Genomic DNA, 19,721 nt, shown 5'->3' on the forward strand with positions numbered 1-19,721 from the left:
GCCAGCCTGGTGGCCAATCGGAGGTTCTACGCCATTGCGGCGCTGGCCTACAACCTGATGAAAGCCGTGCAGATGCTTTGCCTGCCCGACGAGTGCCAGGGCTGGACCGTGCCCGCATCTTGGAAAAAACCACCCTGGCACGGCCCTGCGGCCCTTCCGGCGCCCGGGCGACCCCTCCCAGATCGGCCACAGAGGCCTCCCCGATGGGCCCCAGAGCCCTCCCAGATCACGTTCAGAGACTCCTCCGATTCGAAAACACCCTTTGACACGCCGCACCTACTGCTGGCTAAGGATTCAGGAGTGGCTTTGCGTGGATGCTTTCGCGCTTGGCGACGAGGGCTCGGACTTTGGAAACTCGTGGTCGCAGCCCGGTGGGGGATTGGCAGCGCGGGGAATCCGGGCCGAACCGGGCCGACCCAACATGCAACCTTGTTGGCAAAGACTCAGACAGCTGGCGGAAGCGGAGGTGGAGGCCACGCTGGAAGCGTTGCCCGAGCCGCTGCGGGCCCGGGCGCGGGAAGTGCCGGTCACGTTCGAGCGCCGGCCCGGCAGGGAACTCCGGGAGGAGGGTTACGCGCCGGATACCCTGGGCATGTTCACCGGTGCACCGTACGGCGAGGAGGGACTTGTGCCGTTGCCGCCGCAGATTTTGTTGTTCCTGCTCAATCTCTGGGAATTTGCCGGCGGTGACGAGGAGGCCTTTCGCGAGGAGGTCCGAACCACGTACCTGCACGAACTGGGGCATTACCTTGGCTTGAGCGAGGACGAGCTGACCGAGCGCGGCCTGGAATGACCGGGCGTGGGTGGTTGGGGGAGTTTGGCTCGAACGTTTTTCCGATCTGCCGCCCGGGCGGATGTGAGTTAGATTCGGTTTTGTGAACGCCGGGTTGGGATGGATCGCGAGGGCACGGGCAGACATCTGCGCGGGTGCGATGGGAATCCTCTGCCTTTTGCCGTGCGGGGTTTTGGTCGCCGCGGCCGGTCCGGGGCCCGTGGCCATCAGCAATGAGGTTTTGACCGTGCAGTGGGATCCGACCGCCGGATGCATCATGCTGGCGCGGCAACCGGAGGGCGGGGAGTTTTTGCGGGTGCGGCCGGGTGGCCCGGCGGTCGTGGGCGTCGAACGCAGGGAAGTACAGGATGCGGATCTGGGCCGGGGCCAGGCGTTGGAGCTGCGCCAGGCCGGGGGCGGCCGGTTTCGGCTCGAGCTTTATCCCGGCCACGCTTTTGTGTTTGGTCGGGTCACATATCCGTCTTCGATGTTTGAGGACGGGTGGCTGCGGCGGTGGGAGCTTTGGGAGGGGACGGTTTCTGTGGCCACCGATCCCGGGGCATGGCGTGTGCTCGGGACCGGGGGGTTGGCGTCTCCGGATCGGAGTGCGGGTTCGTACGTGTGGCTGGCGGTGGCGCGGCCGCAGTCGCGGTCCGGCCTGGTGCTGGGATGGATCACGCAGGACCGGGGCAGCGGGGTATGGTTTCCGTCGCAGACGACCAGCGGCATCGAGGTTCGTGCCCGACTCGATTATGGTCGGGTTCAACTCGACCCGGGCGTGGAGGTCCGGTCGGAAACCTGGGCTGCGGGCTGGTTCGAGGACGCGCGGCTCGGTCTGGAACAGTGGGCCGACCTTGTGGCGCTGCGGTACCGGATCCGGTTACCGTCCCAACCTTCGGGCTATTGCACGTGGTATTCGAGACCCCACGGCGGTGCGTCGGACGAGGTGCACCTGAAGCAACTGGCCGAACTGGCCGCCCGTGAACTGGCTCCGTTCGGTTTCCAGGTGGTTCAGATTGACGACCGGTGGCAGGCCGGCTTTTCCACCAACGGGCCCCGCCGCAATTTCACCACCCACGATCCCCGGGGGCCTTATCCGTCGGGCATGAAAGCGGCCGCCGACCACCTGCGCAGTCTGGGGCTTGTGCCCGGGCTCTGGTTCATGCCCTTTGCGGGTACGTGGTATGATCCCTGGTTTGCGCCGCACCAGGACTGGTTCGTGCGCCGTGAAGACGGTTCGCCCTATGAAACCGTTTGGGGCGGGACCTGCCTGGACCTGACCCATCCCGGGGCGCGCGACCATGTCGAGGCGGTCACGCGCCGCATTGTGCACGAGTGGGGGTTCCGATACCTCAAACTGGACGGGCTGTGGACCGGCAGCGCCACCCGCCAGCAATACATCAACAGCGGGTACAAGGAGGATTTCATGGGAGACGCGCGGTTCCATGACCCGCGCCGATCGAATCTCGAGGTGCTGCGGGACGGACTCAAGCTGGTCCGTGCCGCCGCCGGTCCGGACGTATTCCTGCTGGGCTGCAATGCGGCCCAAAACATGCGGGCCTATGCGGCGGCCATCGGTTGCGTGGATGCCATGCGAGTGGGACCGGACAACGGCCCCGAATGGGACCGGCTGATCCGCGGTCCGCTGTTCAGCTCGCGCCAGTACTTTCTCAACGGCCGCGTCTGGTACAACGACCCCGACCCGGTGTACGTGCGGTCGGCGGTGCCTCTCGAACAGGCGCGTCTGATCTGTTCCTGGGTCAACCTCAGCGGCAACCTGTGGATGAACAGTGACTGGCTGCCGGACCTGCCTCCGGAAAGACTCGACATCCTCAAGCGCACCCTGCCGCCCCACGGACATCTTGCCCGGCCTGTGGACCTGTTCGAGCGCGAACCTGCACGCATCTGGGTGGTCCGGGAAAATTCGGCGGGCACCGGGCGCGTGGTTGTGGGCCTGTTCAACTGGGACGCCGAGCCCTGGAAAGCCGATGTTCCACTGGCCGGGCTCGGGCTGGATCCGACGCGACCCTGGGAAACGTATGAATTTTGGGAAGACCGCCCGGGCGGTCGGGTGCAAACCCGGTTGCAGTGGGAAGTTCCGGCCCGGGCGTGTCGTGTACTGATGTTTCGCCCGGCTGCAGATCATCCCCAGGTGCTCAGCACTTCCCGGCACGTGACCCAGGGCTTGGTGGACGTGCAGGGTGAAACCTGGGAGCAAAGCAGCCGCAGCCTTTCGGGTCGGAGCGCCATCGTTCGTGGGGACCCCTACGAACTGCGCATTGTGCTGCCGGAAACCACTTCCTTCACCGACCTGCCGCGCGTGGAGATCGTTCTCGTCACGGCCTCGGGTGAGACTTTCCCGGTGACACCGGAACCGGTCCGGCGCGAGGGCCGTCTCCTGCGGGTGCGGTGGCGTCCCGATCAGGGAGGGACCGTTCGCTGGCGCGTGCAGTGGCCGTGATCCGGCAGGGCCGGGCCACGGCCCGCACACCGTTTCCTTCGAAACCCGCGCCCGGGTGTTGCGCTGAACGGAACGGTCAGGTCAGACGCCACGGCGCCCGCAGCTCCCGCGAAAGCAGTCGGCTGGCCTGCGGATCGCCCAGGATGATCTCCTTGTTGGGGTCCCAGCGGATCTTTCGACCCAGCAGTAACGCGATCAGCCCGAGATGGCCGGGGATGGCCGAACGATGCGCCACTTCGACCGGTGTGATCGTGGGTTTCCGGGATTTGACGCAGTCCAGGAAGTTTCGGAAGTGTCCCGGGGACTCGTAGAGCTTGACCTTCCGGAGGTCGTCGGGCAGGGAGCGGCGTTCGTTCCACTCGGGGTTGGACGACTCAAAGGCGTTGCCGCGGTTGACCCACACCCAACCGTCGGTTCCGATCCATTTGGTGCCGCTGCGGATGTCCTCGTGGCCCCCGGCGATCACGACCTCGATGCCTCCCGGATACCTGGCGGTGAGACGGTATCGGGTACAGGTGTTCCAAATCGCCTTCGCCGGGGGAAACTCGCCCACGCCCTCGATCTCCAGCGGGCCGATCTGGTCGTCATTGCCCAGGCCCCAATGGGCGATGTCGCAGTGGTGCCCGATCCAGTCCAGCAACTGGCCGCCGCCCACGTTGTAGTTCCAGCGCCAGTTCATGTGCGCCCGGACCTCGATGTAGGGTTCCATCTGCGAGGGGCCGAGCCACATGTCCCAGTCCAGCTCCGGTGGTGGATCGGACACGGCGGCCTCCCAGGCCGGTGTGCCGGGCACGACCTCCGCCGGGTTCCGAGGTGCGCCGGGGATGCGAGCCATCTTTTCCTGGAAAGCCTTCAGCGTGCCGGCGAAATCGTGATGTCCCGCCGGCAGGCCCACCTCGACCCGCTGGATTTTGCCGATCAAACCGTTTCGCACAATCTCGCAGGCGTAGCGGAAGTGTCGTTCCGAGCGTTGCCAGGAACCGGTCTGCCAGATCCGACCGTACTGGCGCACGGCCCGCACGATGGCCTGTTGTTCCGCGATGGTCCGGGCCAGGGGCTTTTCTCCGTAGATGTCCTTGCCCTGCCGTGCCGCCTCCACCGACATGATCCCGTGCCAGTTGTCCGGCACCGCCAACATCACCGCGTCAATGTCCTTGCGGGCGAACATCTCCCGGAAATCGGTGTAAGCCTTGCAGTCCTTGTTACCGTAGTGGCGGTTGATGGTGTCCACGGCCGCTTGCAAACGGCCCTTGTGAACGTCACAGGCGGCCACCACCTGGCAATCTTTCTCGACCAGAAACCCGCGGGTGTTGCTGGGCCCCTGCATGCCCCAGCCCACAATTCCCATGGTGATCCGCTCGGACGGTGCAGGTCGGCCGTTGGCTCCCAGGGCGCTGGCAGGGATGATGGTGGGAAACGCCACGGCTGCGGCCGCCGTGGAAAGGAAGGTACGTCGGCTGATCCGGCGAGGCTGAGAACGGTTCGTTTTCATAGCAACCTTGAGTCTGTAGCGGGTCCGGCGGATTTGTCACGTCATGATTTGTCACGACCGCCCCGCTCCGCGCGCCAGGCCAGTCCCAGCAATGCGACGGCGGCCGCAACGCCCGCCAGGCTCACATACAGCGGACCCACCGGCGGCTGGTAATGAAACTCGACGCGGTGTTCCCCGGGCTCCAGGTAAACGCCGCGCACCACGTAGTTGCAGCGCAACACCGGCACGGGACGACCGTCCACCCGTGCGTGCCAGTGGACATCGAACTTGTCGTTGAGCCGCAACACTGCCGGCCGTTCCGCATGCACCTGGAACACGACGTGCCTGGGTTCGTAGCTTTCGTACCGGACCGTACCTGCCGGAGTGGCCGTGGCCGCGTCACCGGGGGCCGGTAACGGTTCCGACACCAACACGGTTTTGTGCGGATCGAAGGAGGGATCCGCCAGCAACGCCAGGGCCTCGGCGTCGTTGGTCACCACCTGCCAGTGACCGTGCAATCCGGCCTTGGGCAGCGCCCCGGTAAACTCCATCAGGGCAAACGGGCCGGCAGGGTTGGTTCGAATCAGCCACGGTCCCTCGGGCCCTTTGGGTCGGATTTCGAATGGAAGCAATTCGCGGAAGCGGCGTTTCCCGGGATCAACCTGCTGGTTCAGTGCCTCGGCCATGCCGGCCGCACCGAACAGATAACGGGTACTGGTCAGTTCCCAGCGGCGCAGGATGCGTTGCGTCCAATTCGTCATGGCTTCCCCGGGACGGGGCCGGCGCGACAACGCATTCTCGAACGCCTCCACCTCCACGGGCACCCGCGGCATTTGGACGATGTCGGGCGACTGGATGTTGTAGAACGGAAACAAATGCTGCATCCACTCGACCCGGTAGAGCTGAGCCAGCAGCGCGTATTGGCGGGGCAGGAACGGCTCGGCCAGCGCCACCCGATGCTCCCAGGGTCGCTGCCGCAGCAGTTCAAACACGGGATTGTCCCCGGCCTCCACCAGACGCTCCTTCCAGTTGTAGGTCACCACCCAGGGTTGATTGGCGGGCGCCAGGTCCACCACCGCCAGCACACAACCCAATCCACCAGCCCAGAGCGGGCGGGCTCGGAAACCACCCCGGACCGCCCAGCCCACCCAACCCAGGGCCAGGCCCAGAAACAACACCGACCTCCCGGCACGCCCCACACTGAAAGCCGCCTGGGCCCGGGCCCGTTCACGCGCCCAGGCTTCATCCCCGGCCATCCCCTGGGCCTGCATCTCCAGCAAATGCATCTCCGTCAGGTACGCCTCCAACCGCGGTTGCGCCTGTGCGTACAGCAGCCAGGCCAGGACGGCCATGCCAAAGGCCACCGCGCTTCCGATCAGCCAGCGCCGTTCCCAAAGCCCCGGCCCGGGGTGAGCGGGCTGGTTCCGCGCCCCCGGGGACCCGGGCGCCGGCTGAGGGCCCTCTACCCAGCCACGCCACAGGGATTGGAGGCCGTACCCGGAGAGGATCAACAACGCCCACTCCAGGATGTGCATGAACTTGGCCGGATTCCGAATCGACGATGCGTAGGGCAGGGCGAAGAACAGCTGGTAAAACGGGGCGAACCGTCCGAACATCAACAGCGTGGCCACCACGGCCACCACGATCCAGAATACCACCGCGCGCCGTTCGTTGATTGTGAACGTGGACCTTTGCCCGCGGGTCACCTGCACCAGCGTCCACCCCACCAGCACCCAGACCAGCATGCCTGCGTATCCACTGCCCATCCCGTAACGGAAAAACCCCGGCGGCGGCGGGCCCTGTCGGTCCCCCGCGAGGTACCTGTCCCACGCCGGGTCGCTGCCGCCGCGGCCCCAATAGTCGCCCCCGCCCGGGGTGTCCATTCGGTAACCGAACAACCCGGGGACCATCAGGCTGAAGAACTCGGCCTTCGGCAGGCTCCATTGGGTGGCCCAGGCCCAGCGCTCCTCGCGCGAAGCGGTCTCTTCCTGGACCTGCACCACGCCGCGGAGCTGGGTGGCCACCAGCGTGCTGAGGGTGGAAGCGGCGATGAGGGCCGCGCAGCCGGCCACCAGCACGAGCCGGCTCAGGGCCGACCCGACTCGAGAGAGAACGGGCCGGTCCGTTTGCAGGGCTTGAAACACCACGTAGCCGCCCACCACCAGGCTGAACAGCGCCCCGATGTCGTAGGCCTCGGTGACCCCGAGTCCCACGGCGAACCCTGCCAGGGCCAGGCGGAGCCACGGGCGGGGTGCGTCGGGGCGGGCCAGGGCGGCCAGGGCGAGGAAATTACAGCCGAAGGCGATGGGTTGGGCGCACACGCCCCAGCAGGCGGTGGCAAAGAAATCGCCGTTCAGGCTGGTCAACAGCGCCAGCAACCCGGCCACCCAGGGGGACCATCGCATCTGCCGGGCCCACACCCAGGCCGCCCATCCCACAAACAACAATGAAAACGGCGCATAGAGTTTGGAGAAGGCCAGCGTGGTGGTCAGCAGACGCAACAACGTCGTGATGCCCGGCGTTGTTGCGGGGGCACTGTAACCGAGCCAGTTCAGGTCGTGCCAGTAGCCGGTCAGGGTCCTCCACGGATTGGCATGGGCCGCCTCCATGGCGCCATACGGTCCGTCGTTGGAAAAGAGCACACGCTCGGGGCGAAAGTTGTCCAGGAACAGGATCCCGCACGCCAACAGCATGGCCGCAGCACTGCAGACCACGGCAATCCGCCCCGGGTGGTTTGGTCGGTTTGATAGCTCCATGATCGCGGCCGGGAGCATAGGTCTGCCCTTCAATGCACGCCAAGCGCAAACCCTTCGCCGCAGGCATGGGATACTGCTGAGGTCCCTTGGAGCTTCGAAACCTTCGGTTGTGCCCTGGGAGTGGCCGGCCAACCGGCCTTTGGCGCGGCGACCGGGGACCACGCCCGTGTTTTTCGCGAACCGCGGTTCGACCCCTGTCCCGGGGGCAATTCCGCGCAGATCTTCCGGGTTTCTGGGAACACCGTTGACAATGGCGTCAAGTCCTTCGGTACACTCCAGCCGGTGAATCCTTGTGGCGTGCCTGCCCCAGGCGCCGGTGGAAGCGATCAGGCTGACGATCGCGCCATTTGCGCGGTGGACCGACCCGCCTGTCCTCTCTGCGGCCGGGAGGGCCGGATCGTGCATTCTGGTTTGAAGGACCTTCTGTATGGAGTGCCAGGTGCGTGGCGGATTCGTCACTGTTTGGACCGGGAATGTGGATTGGCGTGGCTGGATCCGGTTCCCGTGCCTGAAGAAGTTCCGCGGCTGTACGCGAGCTACTACACGCACCGCACTTCTGGTGAAGCTGGCGGGCGGACGCCCCGGGATCTGCTGTACGGCGTCTACCGGGCTCTGCACTCCGTCGTTGCACAAATCGTGGGGTTGGCGGAGGAGATGAGGCTGTTGCACCAAGCCGGACTGGGCGACATGCAACCGGGGCGCCTGCTGGACGTGGGGTGTGGAGATGGCGGGTTTCTGGACCACATGCGGCGGAAAGGCTGGACTGCCGAGGGCAGCGAAGTCGATGCGAGCGCGGCCGGGATTGCGCGGCGTCGCGGGCTGACGGTCCACCTTGGCGACCTGACCGCTCTGGACCTGCCGTCGTCGGTTTACGACGCGATCACCCTGCGGCATGTCCTGGAGCATTTGCCGGATCCGAGACCCGTGTTTGAGACAGCCCGGCGGTTGCTTCGGCCGGGCGGCCGGTTGGTTATTGTGACCCCCAACATTCAAAGCCTGGGACATCAGCGGTTCGGCCGGGCTTGGAGGGGGCTGGAACCGCCGCGGCATTTTTGTTTGTACCATCCCGACCTGTTGCGGCGGCTGGCCGAACGGGCAGGATACATCGTCCGCACCTGTGTTTCATCCGCCGCCCATGCCGACGTCATTCTGGGCGCGAGTCTCACACTTCAAGCGGTCGCAGGAAAGCCCGTGCCGGATCCCCCGCCGGTTTCGATCCTCCGGACGGTGCGCGCCGTGATGTTGCAGTGTCGCGAGCACCGGAGGATCCGAAAGGGAGAGCCGTGCGGGGAGGAATGTTTCCTGGTTGCGGAAAAGCCTCTATGAGCGGGGGATCTCCATGGTCCGAACGGACTGCGGCCGTCATGGTCACGTACCGTCCGTCGGAGGAGGCGCGGGCTTGTGCAGAAGCCGTGGCGGCCCAGTTCCCCCGCGTGGTCATCGTGGACAACGGATCCGGGCCCCGTCACGAGGCGGTGCTTCAGAAGTTGGAGGCGCTGCCGGGCATCGAGCTGCTGCGGTTGGATGCGAACCGCGGCATCGCCGCCGCGCTCAACATCGGGATCCGCCGGCTTCAGACCCGGCAGGTCAGGTGGGTGGCGCTGTTTGATCAGGACACCTGGATCCCCCGGGATTACCTGAACGACATGCTCCGCACCTGGGAGCTTTGTCCCTGGTCTTCCCGGCTGGCGCTGTTGAGTCCGGTTCACGAGTCGGAAAACAGAGAAGACTCGAAGGTGCCGCTTTCGTCCTCGTCCGCAGTTTGCGAACCGGTGGCCAGTGCGATCAGCTCGGGAGCGCTCGTCCTGGCCGAGGCCATGACGGCCGTGGGCGGTTTCGATGAGTCGCTCTTCATTGACTACGTGGACTTTGATTTTTGTCTGCGACTGCGGCGGGCGGGGTATCGGCTGGGCCGCGCCCCCTGCGTACGGGTTCGTCACAATCTGGGTCGGGCGCGTCCGGTGCGATTGGGTCCATGGAACCTGACGATCCGGAGTCATCAGCCCTGGCGCTATTACTACATCTTCCGCAACCGCATCCTGTTGTACCGCCGGTACTGGTGCAGTGCCCCCGGGTGGTGCGTGCATGATCTCTTTTGGTTCGTGCTCGACGGTATCAAGGCCGGCTGCCTGGAATCCGGGCGCCGGGAATGCGTTTCCTGGGCCCTTCGAGGCATTCGAGATGGCCTGTTGGGCCGCAGGGGCGCCCGGGTTCTGCCCTCGGCCCCTGGCAACGCTCCAGAGCCGCGGCTCGAAAGCCGGCATTGATCGATGGAAAGGGAGGCTGATCACGTGGAACTTCCAAAAGGCGAATTTCACCGGGCCAGGGCCGGGTTGCCGAGGGAGCAACCGTGCGTCATCCACCACCGGCAAAAGTCGCGGCCGTGCGCCGGGACACGGCGCGAGGGGATCGGTCATCAGGCTCATTCACCCCGGTGGATGCCTCCGGTGCGATCTCGAGCGCATTGGGGGGCCGGTGTGGGAAATCGGTTGCGGGGGGCTGATCTTCCCGCCCTGGTATGGGAGCCGTACGGGGACCCGACCTGCCGGGACGGTGGGTTGCTCCGGCCTCCTGCCCGGTGGGCGCGACCGGAAGTTGAGCGGGCCGACATGATGCCTTGTCCGTGGAGCCACCCGGGACTCTTCTGCGTGGGCGACATGCCGGTCGTTTCGAACAGATCCATCCCCGGCTCACGATGGCTATGAACCTCGATCGCTTTCCTCCAGTCGGCGTGGTCATTGTCAACTGGAACCTGAGGGATTCGCTCCGGGAGACGCTGCTGTCGTTCCGGCAGGTTGAGTATCCGGGCCTGCGCATCGTGGTGTCGGACAATGCGTCCTCGGACGGTTCCCAGGAAATGGTCCGCCGGGAGTTTCCCGAAGTTCGGCTGCTGGCACACGAGCGCGGGCTGGGTTATGCCAGGGCCGCCAGCCTGGCCCTGCAGTCCGTCGTGGACGAGACCCGTTACATCTTCAGCACCACTAACGACGTGCTGGTTGCGCCCGACCTGATCCGCAACCTCGTCGAGTATGCCGAGGCGCATCCCGACGCGGGGGTGGTGGGTTGCAAGATTTACTTCCACGAACCAGCCGACCGGCTTTGGAGCGCCGGCGGGTTCTTCTTTCTGGGCCACCCCTGGCATTACGGGTTTATGCGACGCGACGCGCCACGGTACAACCGGATCCGGGAGTGTGCCTTCGTGACGGGCTGCGGCTTTTTACTGCGCAGTGAGGCGCTGCGGAAGGTCGGGTTCTTCGACGAGCGGTTCGTCTTTTACTCCGAGGATGCCGACCTTTGTCTGCGCATCCGGGAGGCAGGTTGGCGGGTGGTTTACCTGCCGACGGCACGCATGTGGCATAAGACCTCGACCACCCTGGCCAAAAACCGGCCGGTGCAGCTGTACTACAGCACACGGAACAACCTTCATCTGCTCGAACGTCATCCGACGGTCGGATCCCCACTGGTCCGTGGGGCTTACCTGGGGTTGGTATGCCCGGCCAAGATGGCGCTGTTTCTTGCCATGGGTCGGTGGCAAAACGCCCGGGGCATCTGGCGCGGCATTCGGGATTGGCGCCTGGGCCGTTTTGGTTGGTACGAGGAACACTACACCGGCTGAAAGGCCTTCGGAGGCGGGCGGGCTGATTCGGGGTCGGTCGGAGGCCCCTCATTCCGGCCTTTACCATCGGCCGGCTGCCCTACCGTTCAGCCTTCGAGCTTCACAAATTCCGGTTCGGGGGCGTCGGGGATCAGGCCGCGTTGGTGGCCCAGGGCGAGGAACCGGCGGATGGCTTCGCGGCCGCGTGGCCCGTAGTCCAGGGTCCAATGGTTGACGTACATGCCCACGAAGCGGTCGGCCAGGGCGGGGTCCAGTCCGCGGCCGTACCGCAGGGCGTGAGCGAGCGCTTCGGGGCGATGGTCCAGGCTGTAGCGAATGCTCCGGGTCAGGAGGGTGGCCACGCGTTGTCGCAGTGTTTCGGGATGTCGTTTATGGATCACGTTGCCGCCCAGGGGCAGGGGTAAACCGTCCTGGGTCTCGCCCCACCAGCGGCCGAGGTCCACGCACACCTCCAGCCCGCTGCGTGCGTAGGTGAGTTGTCCTTCGTGGATGATAAGGCCGGCTTCGGCCCTGCCTTCGGCCAGTGCGTCGAAGATCTGGTCGAAGGGCACCACCACGTAATCCAGCTCCCGGGCGGGCCGGTCCAGCCAGAGTTGGAGGGCCAGGAAGGCGGAGGTCAAAACCCCGGGCACGGCGATCCTGGTCCGGAGGAGGTCGGACCGGCTCAAGCGCCGGCGGGCGACCACCAGGGGGCCGTATCCGTCGCCCATGCTGGCCCCGCTGGGCAGCAGCGCGTAGTGCCCGGCCACGCGCGGGTAGGCGGCAAAGCTGATGGCGGTGATGTCCAGTTCACCCCGGACCGCCCGTTCATTGAGCGTTTGGATGTCTTGAAGGACATGTTCGAATCGCAGGCCCGGCGTCGGGATTTTGCCCTCGGCCAGCGCGTAGAACATGAAGGCGTCGTCGGCGTCCGGGGAATGCCCCAGTGTGAGTACCGTCTCCTGCATGAGGATGCCAATGTCGTCAGGGGAGGCGGGAAGTCGAGCCCAAACCCGGACGGGTGGACGGGTCGCGGTGCGGGATTGTTTGCCGGTGCGGCAGCGTGGCTGGCTCAGGCGGCTGTGTCACCGGCCGGCGCACTCCGGGCGGCCAGGATCATTTGCAGTTTTCGTTCATGCAGGCCGCGTTCGAGCCCGGCCGGATAGGTGTAGGGCTGGGCCAGGCGCAGGATGCCGGGGTCCAGTCGCGCCAACTGCTCGCGGGTCCGGCGCCGGATGGTTTCCAGGTCGGGCAATTCCCGAACTCGTGCGCCGCCACGGAACACGGGCTGGAGCAGGTCCGTGGCGGGCAGGCCCGGACGAATCCGCTTGCGGCGGGTGGGATCGCCCGGGTCCACAATCTCCCAGGATTCGGGCAATGGGTGGTCGAGGTCGTAGATTGCATCGGCCACAAACAGGCCATTTTGTTCGAAGCGGCGGACCTGGAGGCGGCCCGGCGTGGTGGTTTTGACGGCGGATTCGGAGATTTTGATGCGCGGTTGCCATGCTCCGTCGGGGGCACGCACGGCGGTGAGCTTGTACACGCCGCCCAGGGCGGGTTGTTCCCAGCCGGTGACCAGCCGGGTGCCGACGCCCCAGGCGTCGATGCAGGCCCCTTCGTGTCGGAGTCGGGCGATCTGGTGTTCATCCAGGTCGTTGCTGGCGAGGATGCGGGTGCGGGTGAAACCGGCTTCGTCGAGCATGCGCCGCGCCTGCCGACTCAGCCAGGTGAGATCGCCCGAATCCAGCCGGATTCCCGCCAGATCCAGTCCGCGTTCGCGGAGTTGCCGGCCGACCTGGATGGCGTGCCGCACACCGGCAAGGCTGTCGTAGGTGTCCACCAGCAAAACGCAACCGTCGGGCATGGCATCGGCAAAGGTTTGGAACGCTTCCAGCTCGGACTCGAAGGCCATCACCCAGCTGTGGGCGTGGGTTCCACGGACCGGCAAACCCCACTGCCGACCGGCCAGGACATTGGAAGTGCCGGCGCAACCGCCCACGTAGGCCGCACGCGCGGCGATCAACCCCCCGTCGCCCCCCTGCGCGCGGCGCAGACCGAATTCCCACACCGGCGTTTCTCCGGCTGCCAGGCAGATGCGCGCCGCCTTGGTGGCAATGAGCGTGGGGTAGTTCATCCAGTACAGCAGCGCCGTTTCGATGAGTTGGGCCTGCAGAATCGGTCCCTGCACGCGTACCAACGGCTCGTGCGGAAACACCACCGTACCCTCGGGTACCGCGTCCATGTCGCACCGGAACCGCAAACCTCCGAGGTATTCAAGGAACGCGGGGTCGAACAACGGCCGGCCCGCCGGGGTTTTTAACGAGGCCAGGTACGAGAGGTCCTCGTCATGGAACCGCCACGATTCGAGGTGGTCCACAACATGGGCCAGCCCGCAAGCCACGGTAAACCCGCCTCCAAACGGGTTTTCGCGAAAGAACAGGTGGTAAACCGCCTCCCGATCCGCGCGGCCGGATTTCCAAAACCCCTGGGCCATGGTGAGCTGGTAGAGGTCGGTTACCAGCGGACAACCCGTTCGCGCCAGATCCCGTGGTTGCATGGACCTCATCCTCAGCATTTCCCGGTGCACCAGGCAAGCCGCCGTCGCTGCGGCGATGAGGCTTGTCCGGACGATCGGCGGCCCCAATGGGTGCGGGGAACGGGTCCGACTTGACGGAGTCAGGGCGGAGCCCAAGCTTCGCGTTCATGAAGGAGCCGCCTGCCGGATTTGTGGATCCTTCAACCCCGAGCCTCCGGGGAGGGGATTGGCCATTGGCCTGCCCCGCCCGTGACCTGCCCGGCCGACCCCGCATGCCACGGATGTGTTCCCGCCGGGATTTTCTTCAGTGGACCCTCCTCCTTACCGCCGGTTGCCAACCGTTTTCCGGCCCCCGGAAGCCGGCCCCCTCCGTGCGGGACGGCCAGGCCCGCGTCATGACCGTCTGCGGTCCGATTCCCGCCGACGCGTTGGGTCCGGCCCTGACCCACGAACACATCGTCACCGACTTCATCGGAGCGGAAAAGGCCCCCGGACCGAGGTATGAACGCGAGCGTGCCGTCGAGGAGATTCTGCCGCATTTGCAGGCTCTGCGGCAACGCGGGGTGACCGCGCTCTTCGAGTGCACACCGCGGTACATCGGACGCGACGTCCCCCTGTTGCGGCGTCTGAGCGAGGCCAGCGGACTGCACATTGTGACCAACACGGGTTACTACGGCGCCGTGGGTAACCGTTATCTGCCGGCGCACGCCCACGAGGAAAGCGAAGAACAACTGGCCGCGCGGTGGTTGGAGGAGTGGACCCGCGGCATCGAGGGGACCGACATCCGACCCGGCTTCATCAAACTGGGGACCGATCGCGGGCCTTTGCCGCCCCTGCACGCGAAGCTGCTCCGGGCAGCCGCCCGGGTTCACCTGCGCACGGGGCTGACGATTTGCGCGCATACCGGCGACGGTGCTGCGGCGCTGGACCAGTTGCGGATCCTCGAATCCGCGGGGGTGTCGCCGGAGGCGTTTGTCTGGGTCCATGCGCAGAACGGGACCGACGCCGAAAGGATTGAAGTGGCGCGCCGCGGCGGCTGGATCAGCCTGGACGGTTACAATCTCGGTCCCGGCCAGCCGGAGCGGTATCTGCAGGCGATTCTCGCCCTGAAAACCGCCGGCCAATGGCGTCGGGTGCTTGTCTCGCACGACGACGGTTGGGCCGTGGAGGGCGAAACACTGCGTGGCGCCGCCCTGAAACCGTTCGGCAATGGCAATCCCCGGCCCTACTTCAGCGTGTTCCAACGATTGTTGCCCGACCTCCGGACCGCCGGGTGTTCTCCGGAGGAGCTGGATCAACTCTTGCGCGAGAATCCGGCCCGGGCATTCGCCATTCGCGTGCGCGCCCTTTAAACCACACCGGCGTGCGTGCGGCCCTTCGCCGGGTCAGGTGCCCGGACTAAAACCGGTTTCGGTCCAACCGCCGGGGATGCCCGAAAACTTGCCGCGCCGGGGGGCATCGCCCACACTTGCTGCGCAATCATGAACACTGCCGAGCCCAAGGTCCGTGCCGTGCTCGCCTCGGTGGGGGGAACCCCCGACCCGCTCCTGAAGGTCCTGCGGCATTATCAACCGGAACACGTGTGGTACTTTTGCTCGCCCGACAGCCGCGCCACGGCAGAAGCCGTGCAGGCGCAACTCGAGTGGCGACCGCTGGCGCGCTACATCGAGGTGGAACGGTATGAGGAGCTGGGTCCGTGTTATCGGGAATTGCGTCGCAGGATCCCGGAGATCCTTCGCGAAGCAAGGGTGCTGCCCGAGGAGGTGTTGGTGGATTACACCGGGGGCACCAAGACGATGAGCGCGGCGCTGGTGCTGGCCGGGATCGAAAGCTTTCACCGGTTCGGCTACGTGGGCGGCCACCAGCGGGACAGGCAGGGACTGGGTGCCGTCATTCCCGGCACCGAGAAACGCGTTGAACAATGCAATCCCTGGCACGAACTGGCCGTTCGTGAACTGGAGAAGGTCAAGGAGCTGTGGGACCATCACCTGTACGAGCCGGCGGCCGACATACTGAAGCAGACCGCTCCCAAGGTGCCCAAACGCCGGCGGTTCGAAGCTTTCGCCTCTTTGGCAAGCGGGCTGGCCGCCCGACACCGCTTGGACTTCTCAAAAGCCAACAGCCTTTTGCACACTGCGCTGGGTCGTCTGGAGCTGGTGTACGAGGGGCAGGAGGATCACGGCCTGATTGCCTGGGCACGGCGATGCAGAGAGATCTGTGAGGCATGCACGGAACCTGCCAACGAGGAGCTGCTGCTGCGCGAACTGCTGGACAATGCATTGCGCACGGCCTCGCAGTGCCGGTACGAAGACGCCGCCGCACGGCTCTACCGGGCCATGGAATTGCAGGGCCAGATCTGGTTGAAGACCGCCACCGGCGGGCTCATCGTTCACGGGCATTGCTCGGCCGGGGACTGGTCCCGGTTGCCCGAGCCGCTCAAGGCACAGCCATTTTGCCAGCCCGGAGAGGACGGCAACGTCAAGCTGAGCATGGAACAGGTCTTTCGGGCTTTGGCAGTTTTGGACCATCCGCAGGCCCGGGTTGTGGTGGCGGATCTTGATCAGGGTAGGAAAAGCCGGTGGCGCATGGCCACCGAAAAACGAAACGCAGGGATCCTCGCGCATGGCGTGAAGCCGGTGGGTAAGGACGGCTTCGAAGAAATGAAAGCCCTGGCCTCGGAATTTCTCGGGTTCGACCTGCAAAAAGAGGCCAACCCGATTCCGGCCTTCCGACTGGAATGGCTGGAGTGAACAGATCCTCGCGCGGCGGGCGAGAGCCGGCGGGTAACCGGGGCTCACGCGTCCTCTTTCCATTCCACGGCACGGCAGGACGGGCTTGGGGCTTGCGCGGGGGCGTTGAGTCCGTTTTGCCCCGGGCTCCTGGCATGGTTTTGCGGATCTGACTCTCACTTGGGGCCCTGGCCGGCCCATGGCAGCCGTTCGACGCAGGGGACCGCACAAAAGGGCGCCCAACCCAGTGGCAGGGCATCACCGGCTCTGTTTTTGGCCTTCGAATGGCAGCCGGCAGCCGGTTCGCCACGGACCCAGCCGGGCGCAGATCCATCCTCGGACTCCGCGAACGTGACCTTGGCAGGGCGTTCGACCCCCGGCCCGCAGGCTTTTGCGTCCTGCCCCTGACTTGGGTGTGATTGGCAGCGTTGGCATTCGGTGTTGCCGGTCGAAAGATGGCCGGTAGCGGCTTCCGAGCGAGTGCGGGATGCCCGATGATGATCGGCGTGGCGGCCTGAGTGCCCTCGGCGGCGAGCTCGTCCACAGTGCAGGAGCGGGTTTGGGCGAAGTGCGAAGGGTTCGTTCGCACGGTCCGCAAGTGGGACTGTGAACCCGGTGTTTTCGCGGTGCACCGCCGGGCTTGTTCAGATCCGGGCGACCGGGTATAGGATGAGGCTCCATGGCGCCGGTGCGGCCGGGGCGCGCAGTGTGGTTTCGGCCGGGCCGACGCCGCTGAGAAGGGAGGATGGGAACCGGGAAATGAATGATTCGAGGGTTGAGCTCGTTTCCACCGATTTCGACGGCACCATTTTTGCCGAGTTTGAACAGCCGCCGTTGTCCCCGCGGTTTTTGGACTGGATCCGCCGGTTTCAACGGGCCGGGGGCCGTTGGGTGATCAACACGGGTCGTGACCTGGGTTCGTTGCTGGAGGCGCTGGCCCGGGCCGGGTCGCCGGTCTGGCCCGATTTTTTGGTATTGGTGGAGCGGGAGGTGTACATCCACGAGCAGGGCACTTACGTGGAATGGGCGGAATGGAACCGGGCCTGTCACCGGGCGCACAATGAACTGTTCGAGCGGGTACGGCCGCATGTGCCCGAGCTGGCGGCCTGGGTGGAGGAACGGTTCCAGGCCACGGTGTATGCCGATGCGTGGTCGCCGTTCTGCGTGGTGGCGGCCCACGCCGGGGACGCGGATGCGATCGAGGCCCGGGCGCGTGAGCTGTGCCGCCGGATTCCCGGCCTGGATTATGTGCGGAACGATGTGTACGCGCGGTTCGGCCATGCGGACTACAACAAGGGCACGGCCCTGACCGCCCTGGCCCGGCGTTTGGGGTTGGGCCCGGACCGGATCTTTGCGGCGGGGGATCATTACAATGACCTGCCCATGTTAAGGCCGGAGGTTGCGGGTTACCTGGCCGCGCCGGCCAATGCGGTGGAGGCGGTGCAGGACGCCGTTCGGCGGGCGGGCGGGCATGTCAGTAGCCAGCCGCACGGTGAGGGGGTGGTCGAGGCGCTGGAACGACTCACGAACAACGGCGGTTGAAAGAACGCACCCGACGCCGTCCCAGGTCCGGATCAATCGAAGTCGGTCGGCAACGCGGGATTTGCCGCGTGTTCGAACAGGCGGTGGATCTGTTCCGGCAACACGCGGGTGAGGGACAACGGCGGCAGTCCGGCTCGAGGAAAAAACCCGGCCTGACGGATGCCGGTGCCGGGTCGGAGCGTGCCCCCGGTCGGCTCGCACAGGAAAAACAGCTTGTAGACGTGAAAGGGGAACGGTGGCTGGTGCGGGTGCAACGACCGGTCCAGGACCATGGCGAGTTTCGTCACCCGGACCTGCAGTCCGGCCTCCTCGAACACTTCGCGTCGGACGGCGTGGCTGGGGGCGTCGTTGACATCGGCCCAACCGCCCGGGAGGGTCCACAATCCATCCTCGTCCTCCTGAACCAGGAGGACCTGGTCGGCTTGGAAGACGGCGGCGCGGACGTCCACCTTGGGGGTGGCATAGCCGGTTTGGCGGAGGAAAAGGTCGCGGATGACCGGCACCGGCGTGTCGGATTGGAGTGCCATCAACTCCGCAGCCAGTTCGAGCAGCTCGGTATAGCGCTCGCGATCGTAAACGCCCTCGGTGTAGGTCAGGCCGTTTTGGGCCAGGGCCTGGATCCGACGGGCCAGACGGAGCAGGGTCGGTTCCGCCGGTGCAGACGATGTCGTCATGCGAGGAGGATGGGAGCGGTGAAAGGTTCTCGCAAGGTTCCGATGCGTTGGGGGCGGACCCGCGATGTGAGCCCCAAAGATTGCTACCCGGCCTTTGTTTCAGCGGCCTGTCGGCGCGGGTTTCCTGCGGGTGGGTTGGGTGGCGTGCGCCGGTGGACGAGGGGTTTCCGTGGGCTGGTGACTCGACAGGTTGCCGGACTGGTGCCATGTTTGGGCTCGTGCCGGCGGAGAAACTGGAAGCCTTGCGCGCGCGGTTGCGCGAGTACGGATCGTGCCTGATCGCCTATTCGGGCGGGGTGGACTCGGTCTTTCTGGCGGTGGTGGCGCATCAGACGTTGGGGGACCGTGCGCTGGCGGTGATTGCGGATTCGCCGAGTCTGCCCCGGCAGGAACTGGCCGAGGCGTTGGAGCTGGCCCGGCGGTTTGGGTTTCCGGTGCGGGTGGTACGCACGCGGGAGTTTGAAAACCCGCAGTACCTGGCCAATCCGGTGGACCGTTGTTACTTTTGCAAGACGGAGTTGTTCGAGGTGCTGGTTCCGTTGGCGCGGGCCGAAGGGTTTGCCGTGATTGTTTACGGGGAAAACGCCAGTGACGTGGGCGACTGGCGGCCGGGCGCCCGGGCGGCTGCCGAGCATCAGGTGCGGGCGCCGTTGAAGGAGGTGGGCCTGACCAAGTCGGAGATCCGTGCCCTGTCGGCCGCCATGGGCCTGCCCACGGCCGACAAACCCCAAATGGCATGTTTGAGTTCGCGCATTCCTTACGGTGAGGCGGTGACGGTGGAAAAACTGCGCATGATTGAGGCCGCCGAGACCGTGCTGCGACGGTTGGGCTTTCGGGACGTCCGGGTCCGGCACCATGAACTGCCGCGGCCGGCGACCGGGCCGGCGTCGGGTGGGGCGGGTGCGCCCGCCGGGCGGTTGCCGGTAACCGGGCCGGCTCTGGCGCGGATTGAGGTGGGGCCGGACGAACTGCCCTTGTTGTGGGCCAACGGCACCGCGGTGAAGGTGGCCGAGGCGTTGAAGGCCATCGGCTACCAGCATGTAACGGTGGACCTGCTGGGGTATCGGCGGGGCAGCTTGAACGAGGCGGTGCGCCCGGGCAATCCCGGGGCCGGCGCCGGCGCCGGGGGCTGAGGATTTTCCGGGCTGCGCTCCCGGCGGGTGGAGCCGCGCGAGTCTCGACGGC

The 19,721-nt window shown here is 66.0% G+C and carries 14 protein-coding genes; 9 read left to right on the forward strand and 5 right to left on the reverse strand.

What is annotated here, in order from left to right:
- The first annotated feature begins 421 nt into the window (after positions 1–421).
- Positions 422–793 (forward strand): metallopeptidase family protein, encoded by a 372-nt coding sequence (locus G4L39_RS05625; RefSeq protein ID WP_165106586.1) that lies wholly within the window; start codon positions 422–424, stop codon positions 791–793.
- Between the two features lie 82 nt (positions 794–875).
- Positions 876–3,233: an alpha-amylase family protein gene (locus G4L39_RS05630; RefSeq protein ID WP_165106587.1), complete on the forward strand. Its 2,358-nt coding sequence runs from the start codon at positions 876–878 to the stop codon at positions 3,231–3,233.
- A 76-nt stretch (positions 3,234–3,309) separates the two neighbouring features.
- On the opposite strand, the gene G4L39_RS05635 is transcribed toward G4L39_RS05630, so the two are convergent.
- Positions 3,310–4,725, reverse strand: coding sequence for a Gfo/Idh/MocA family protein (locus tag G4L39_RS05635; RefSeq protein WP_165106588.1), 1,416 nt, complete (start codon positions 4,723–4,725; stop codon positions 3,310–3,312).
- Positions 4,726–4,766: 41 nt separating this feature from the next.
- Positions 4,767–7,460 (reverse strand): YfhO family protein, encoded by a 2,694-nt coding sequence (locus G4L39_RS05640; RefSeq protein WP_165106589.1) that lies wholly within the window; start codon positions 7,458–7,460, stop codon positions 4,767–4,769.
- 504 nt (positions 7,461–7,964) lie between these two features.
- Here G4L39_RS05640 and G4L39_RS05645 point away from each other — a divergent pair.
- The 3 genes from G4L39_RS05645 to G4L39_RS05655 all read left to right on the forward strand — a co-directional run bounded on the left by G4L39_RS05645 (position 7,965) and on the right by G4L39_RS05655 (position 11,076).
- On the forward strand, positions 7,965–8,786 hold the full coding sequence (locus tag G4L39_RS05645; protein WP_165106590.1) for a methyltransferase domain-containing protein: 822 nt from the start codon (positions 7,965–7,967) through the stop codon (positions 8,784–8,786).
- Between the two features lie 38 nt (positions 8,787–8,824).
- Positions 8,825–9,727, forward strand: coding sequence for a glycosyltransferase family 2 protein (locus tag G4L39_RS05650; protein WP_165106591.1), 903 nt, complete (start codon positions 8,825–8,827; stop codon positions 9,725–9,727).
- 434 nt (positions 9,728–10,161) lie between these two features.
- Complete coding sequence (locus tag G4L39_RS05655; protein WP_165106592.1) at positions 10,162–11,076, forward strand: glycosyltransferase family 2 protein; 915 nt, start codon at positions 10,162–10,164, stop codon at positions 11,074–11,076.
- Positions 11,077–11,162: 86 nt separating this feature from the next.
- On the opposite strand, the gene G4L39_RS05660 is transcribed toward G4L39_RS05655, so the two are convergent.
- Positions 11,163–12,023 (reverse strand): menaquinone biosynthesis family protein, encoded by an 861-nt coding sequence (locus G4L39_RS05660; RefSeq protein ID WP_165106593.1) that lies wholly within the window; start codon positions 12,021–12,023, stop codon positions 11,163–11,165.
- 104 nt (positions 12,024–12,127) lie between these two features.
- The gene (locus G4L39_RS05665; protein WP_240893830.1) at positions 12,128–13,612 is read right to left on the reverse strand and encodes a nicotinate phosphoribosyltransferase; all 1,485 of its coding nucleotides are present in this window, start codon (positions 13,610–13,612) and stop codon (positions 12,128–12,130) included.
- A 374-nt stretch (positions 13,613–13,986) separates the two neighbouring features.
- Between G4L39_RS05665 and G4L39_RS05670 the strand changes: the two genes are divergently transcribed.
- The 3 genes from G4L39_RS05670 (at position 13,987) to G4L39_RS05680 (ending at position 17,862) form a co-directional block, all read left to right on the forward strand.
- A complete protein-coding gene (locus tag G4L39_RS05670) occupies positions 13,987–14,943 on the forward strand; it encodes a phosphotriesterase family protein (protein ID WP_205880811.1) in 957 nt (318 codons plus the stop codon).
- A gap of 129 nt (positions 14,944–15,072) precedes the next feature.
- Entirely contained in the window at positions 15,073–16,341 is a 1,269-nt protein-coding gene (locus G4L39_RS05675) for a TIGR02710 family CRISPR-associated CARF protein (protein WP_165106597.1), read from the forward strand.
- A gap of 738 nt (positions 16,342–17,079) precedes the next feature.
- Positions 17,080–17,862: an HAD family hydrolase gene (locus G4L39_RS05680; protein ID WP_165106598.1), complete on the forward strand. Its 783-nt coding sequence runs from the start codon at positions 17,080–17,082 to the stop codon at positions 17,860–17,862.
- A 32-nt stretch (positions 17,863–17,894) separates the two neighbouring features.
- Here G4L39_RS05680 and G4L39_RS05685 read toward each other — a convergent pair whose 3' ends face one another.
- Positions 17,895–18,536 carry an NUDIX hydrolase gene (locus G4L39_RS05685; protein ID WP_165106600.1) on the reverse strand — a complete coding sequence of 214 codons (642 nt, stop codon included), beginning with the start codon at positions 18,534–18,536 and terminating at the stop codon, positions 17,895–17,897.
- 206 nt (positions 18,537–18,742) lie between these two features.
- Between G4L39_RS05685 and larE the strand changes: the two genes are divergently transcribed.
- On the forward strand, positions 18,743–19,669 hold the full coding sequence (larE, locus tag G4L39_RS05690) for an ATP-dependent sacrificial sulfur transferase LarE (protein ID WP_165106601.1): 927 nt from the start codon (positions 18,743–18,745) through the stop codon (positions 19,667–19,669).
- Positions 19,670–19,721: the final 52 nt, after the last annotated feature.

Source organism: Limisphaera ngatamarikiensis (assembly GCF_011044775.1).
Taxonomy (GTDB): domain Bacteria; phylum Verrucomicrobiota; class Verrucomicrobiia; order Limisphaerales; family Limisphaeraceae; genus Limisphaera; species Limisphaera ngatamarikiensis.

What these genes read in the sequence shown, in the direction of transcription:
- G4L39_RS05625 (WP_165106586.1), top strand. Translation starts at nt 422, where the DNA reads ATGCAACCTTGTTGGCAAAGACTCAGACAGCTGGCGGAAGCGGAGGTG.
- G4L39_RS05635 (WP_165106588.1), bottom strand. Translation starts at nt 4,725, where the DNA reads ATGAAAACGAACCGTTCTCAGCCTCGCCGGATCAGCCGACGTACCTTC.
- G4L39_RS05640 (WP_165106589.1), bottom strand. Translation starts at nt 7,460, where the DNA reads ATGGAGCTATCAAACCGACCAAACCACCCGGGGCGGATTGCCGTGGTC.
- G4L39_RS05650 (WP_165106591.1), top strand. Translation starts at nt 8,825, where the DNA reads ATGGTCACGTACCGTCCGTCGGAGGAGGCGCGGGCTTGTGCAGAAGCC.
- G4L39_RS05655 (WP_165106592.1), top strand. Translation starts at nt 10,162, where the DNA reads ATGAACCTCGATCGCTTTCCTCCAGTCGGCGTGGTCATTGTCAACTGG.
- G4L39_RS05660 (WP_165106593.1), bottom strand. Translation starts at nt 12,023, where the DNA reads ATGCAGGAGACGGTACTCACACTGGGGCATTCCCCGGACGCCGACGAC.
- G4L39_RS05665 (WP_240893830.1), bottom strand. Translation starts at nt 13,612, where the DNA reads ATGCAACCACGGGATCTGGCGCGAACGGGTTGTCCGCTGGTAACCGAC.
- G4L39_RS05670 (WP_205880811.1), top strand. Translation starts at nt 13,987, where the DNA reads ATGACCGTCTGCGGTCCGATTCCCGCCGACGCGTTGGGTCCGGCCCTG.
- G4L39_RS05675 (WP_165106597.1), top strand. Translation starts at nt 15,073, where the DNA reads ATGAACACTGCCGAGCCCAAGGTCCGTGCCGTGCTCGCCTCGGTGGGG.
- G4L39_RS05680 (WP_165106598.1), top strand. Translation starts at nt 17,080, where the DNA reads ATGAATGATTCGAGGGTTGAGCTCGTTTCCACCGATTTCGACGGCACC.
- G4L39_RS05685 (WP_165106600.1), bottom strand. Translation starts at nt 18,536, where the DNA reads ATGACGACATCGTCTGCACCGGCGGAACCGACCCTGCTCCGTCTGGCC.
- larE (WP_165106601.1), top strand. Translation starts at nt 18,743, where the DNA reads ATGTTTGGGCTCGTGCCGGCGGAGAAACTGGAAGCCTTGCGCGCGCGG.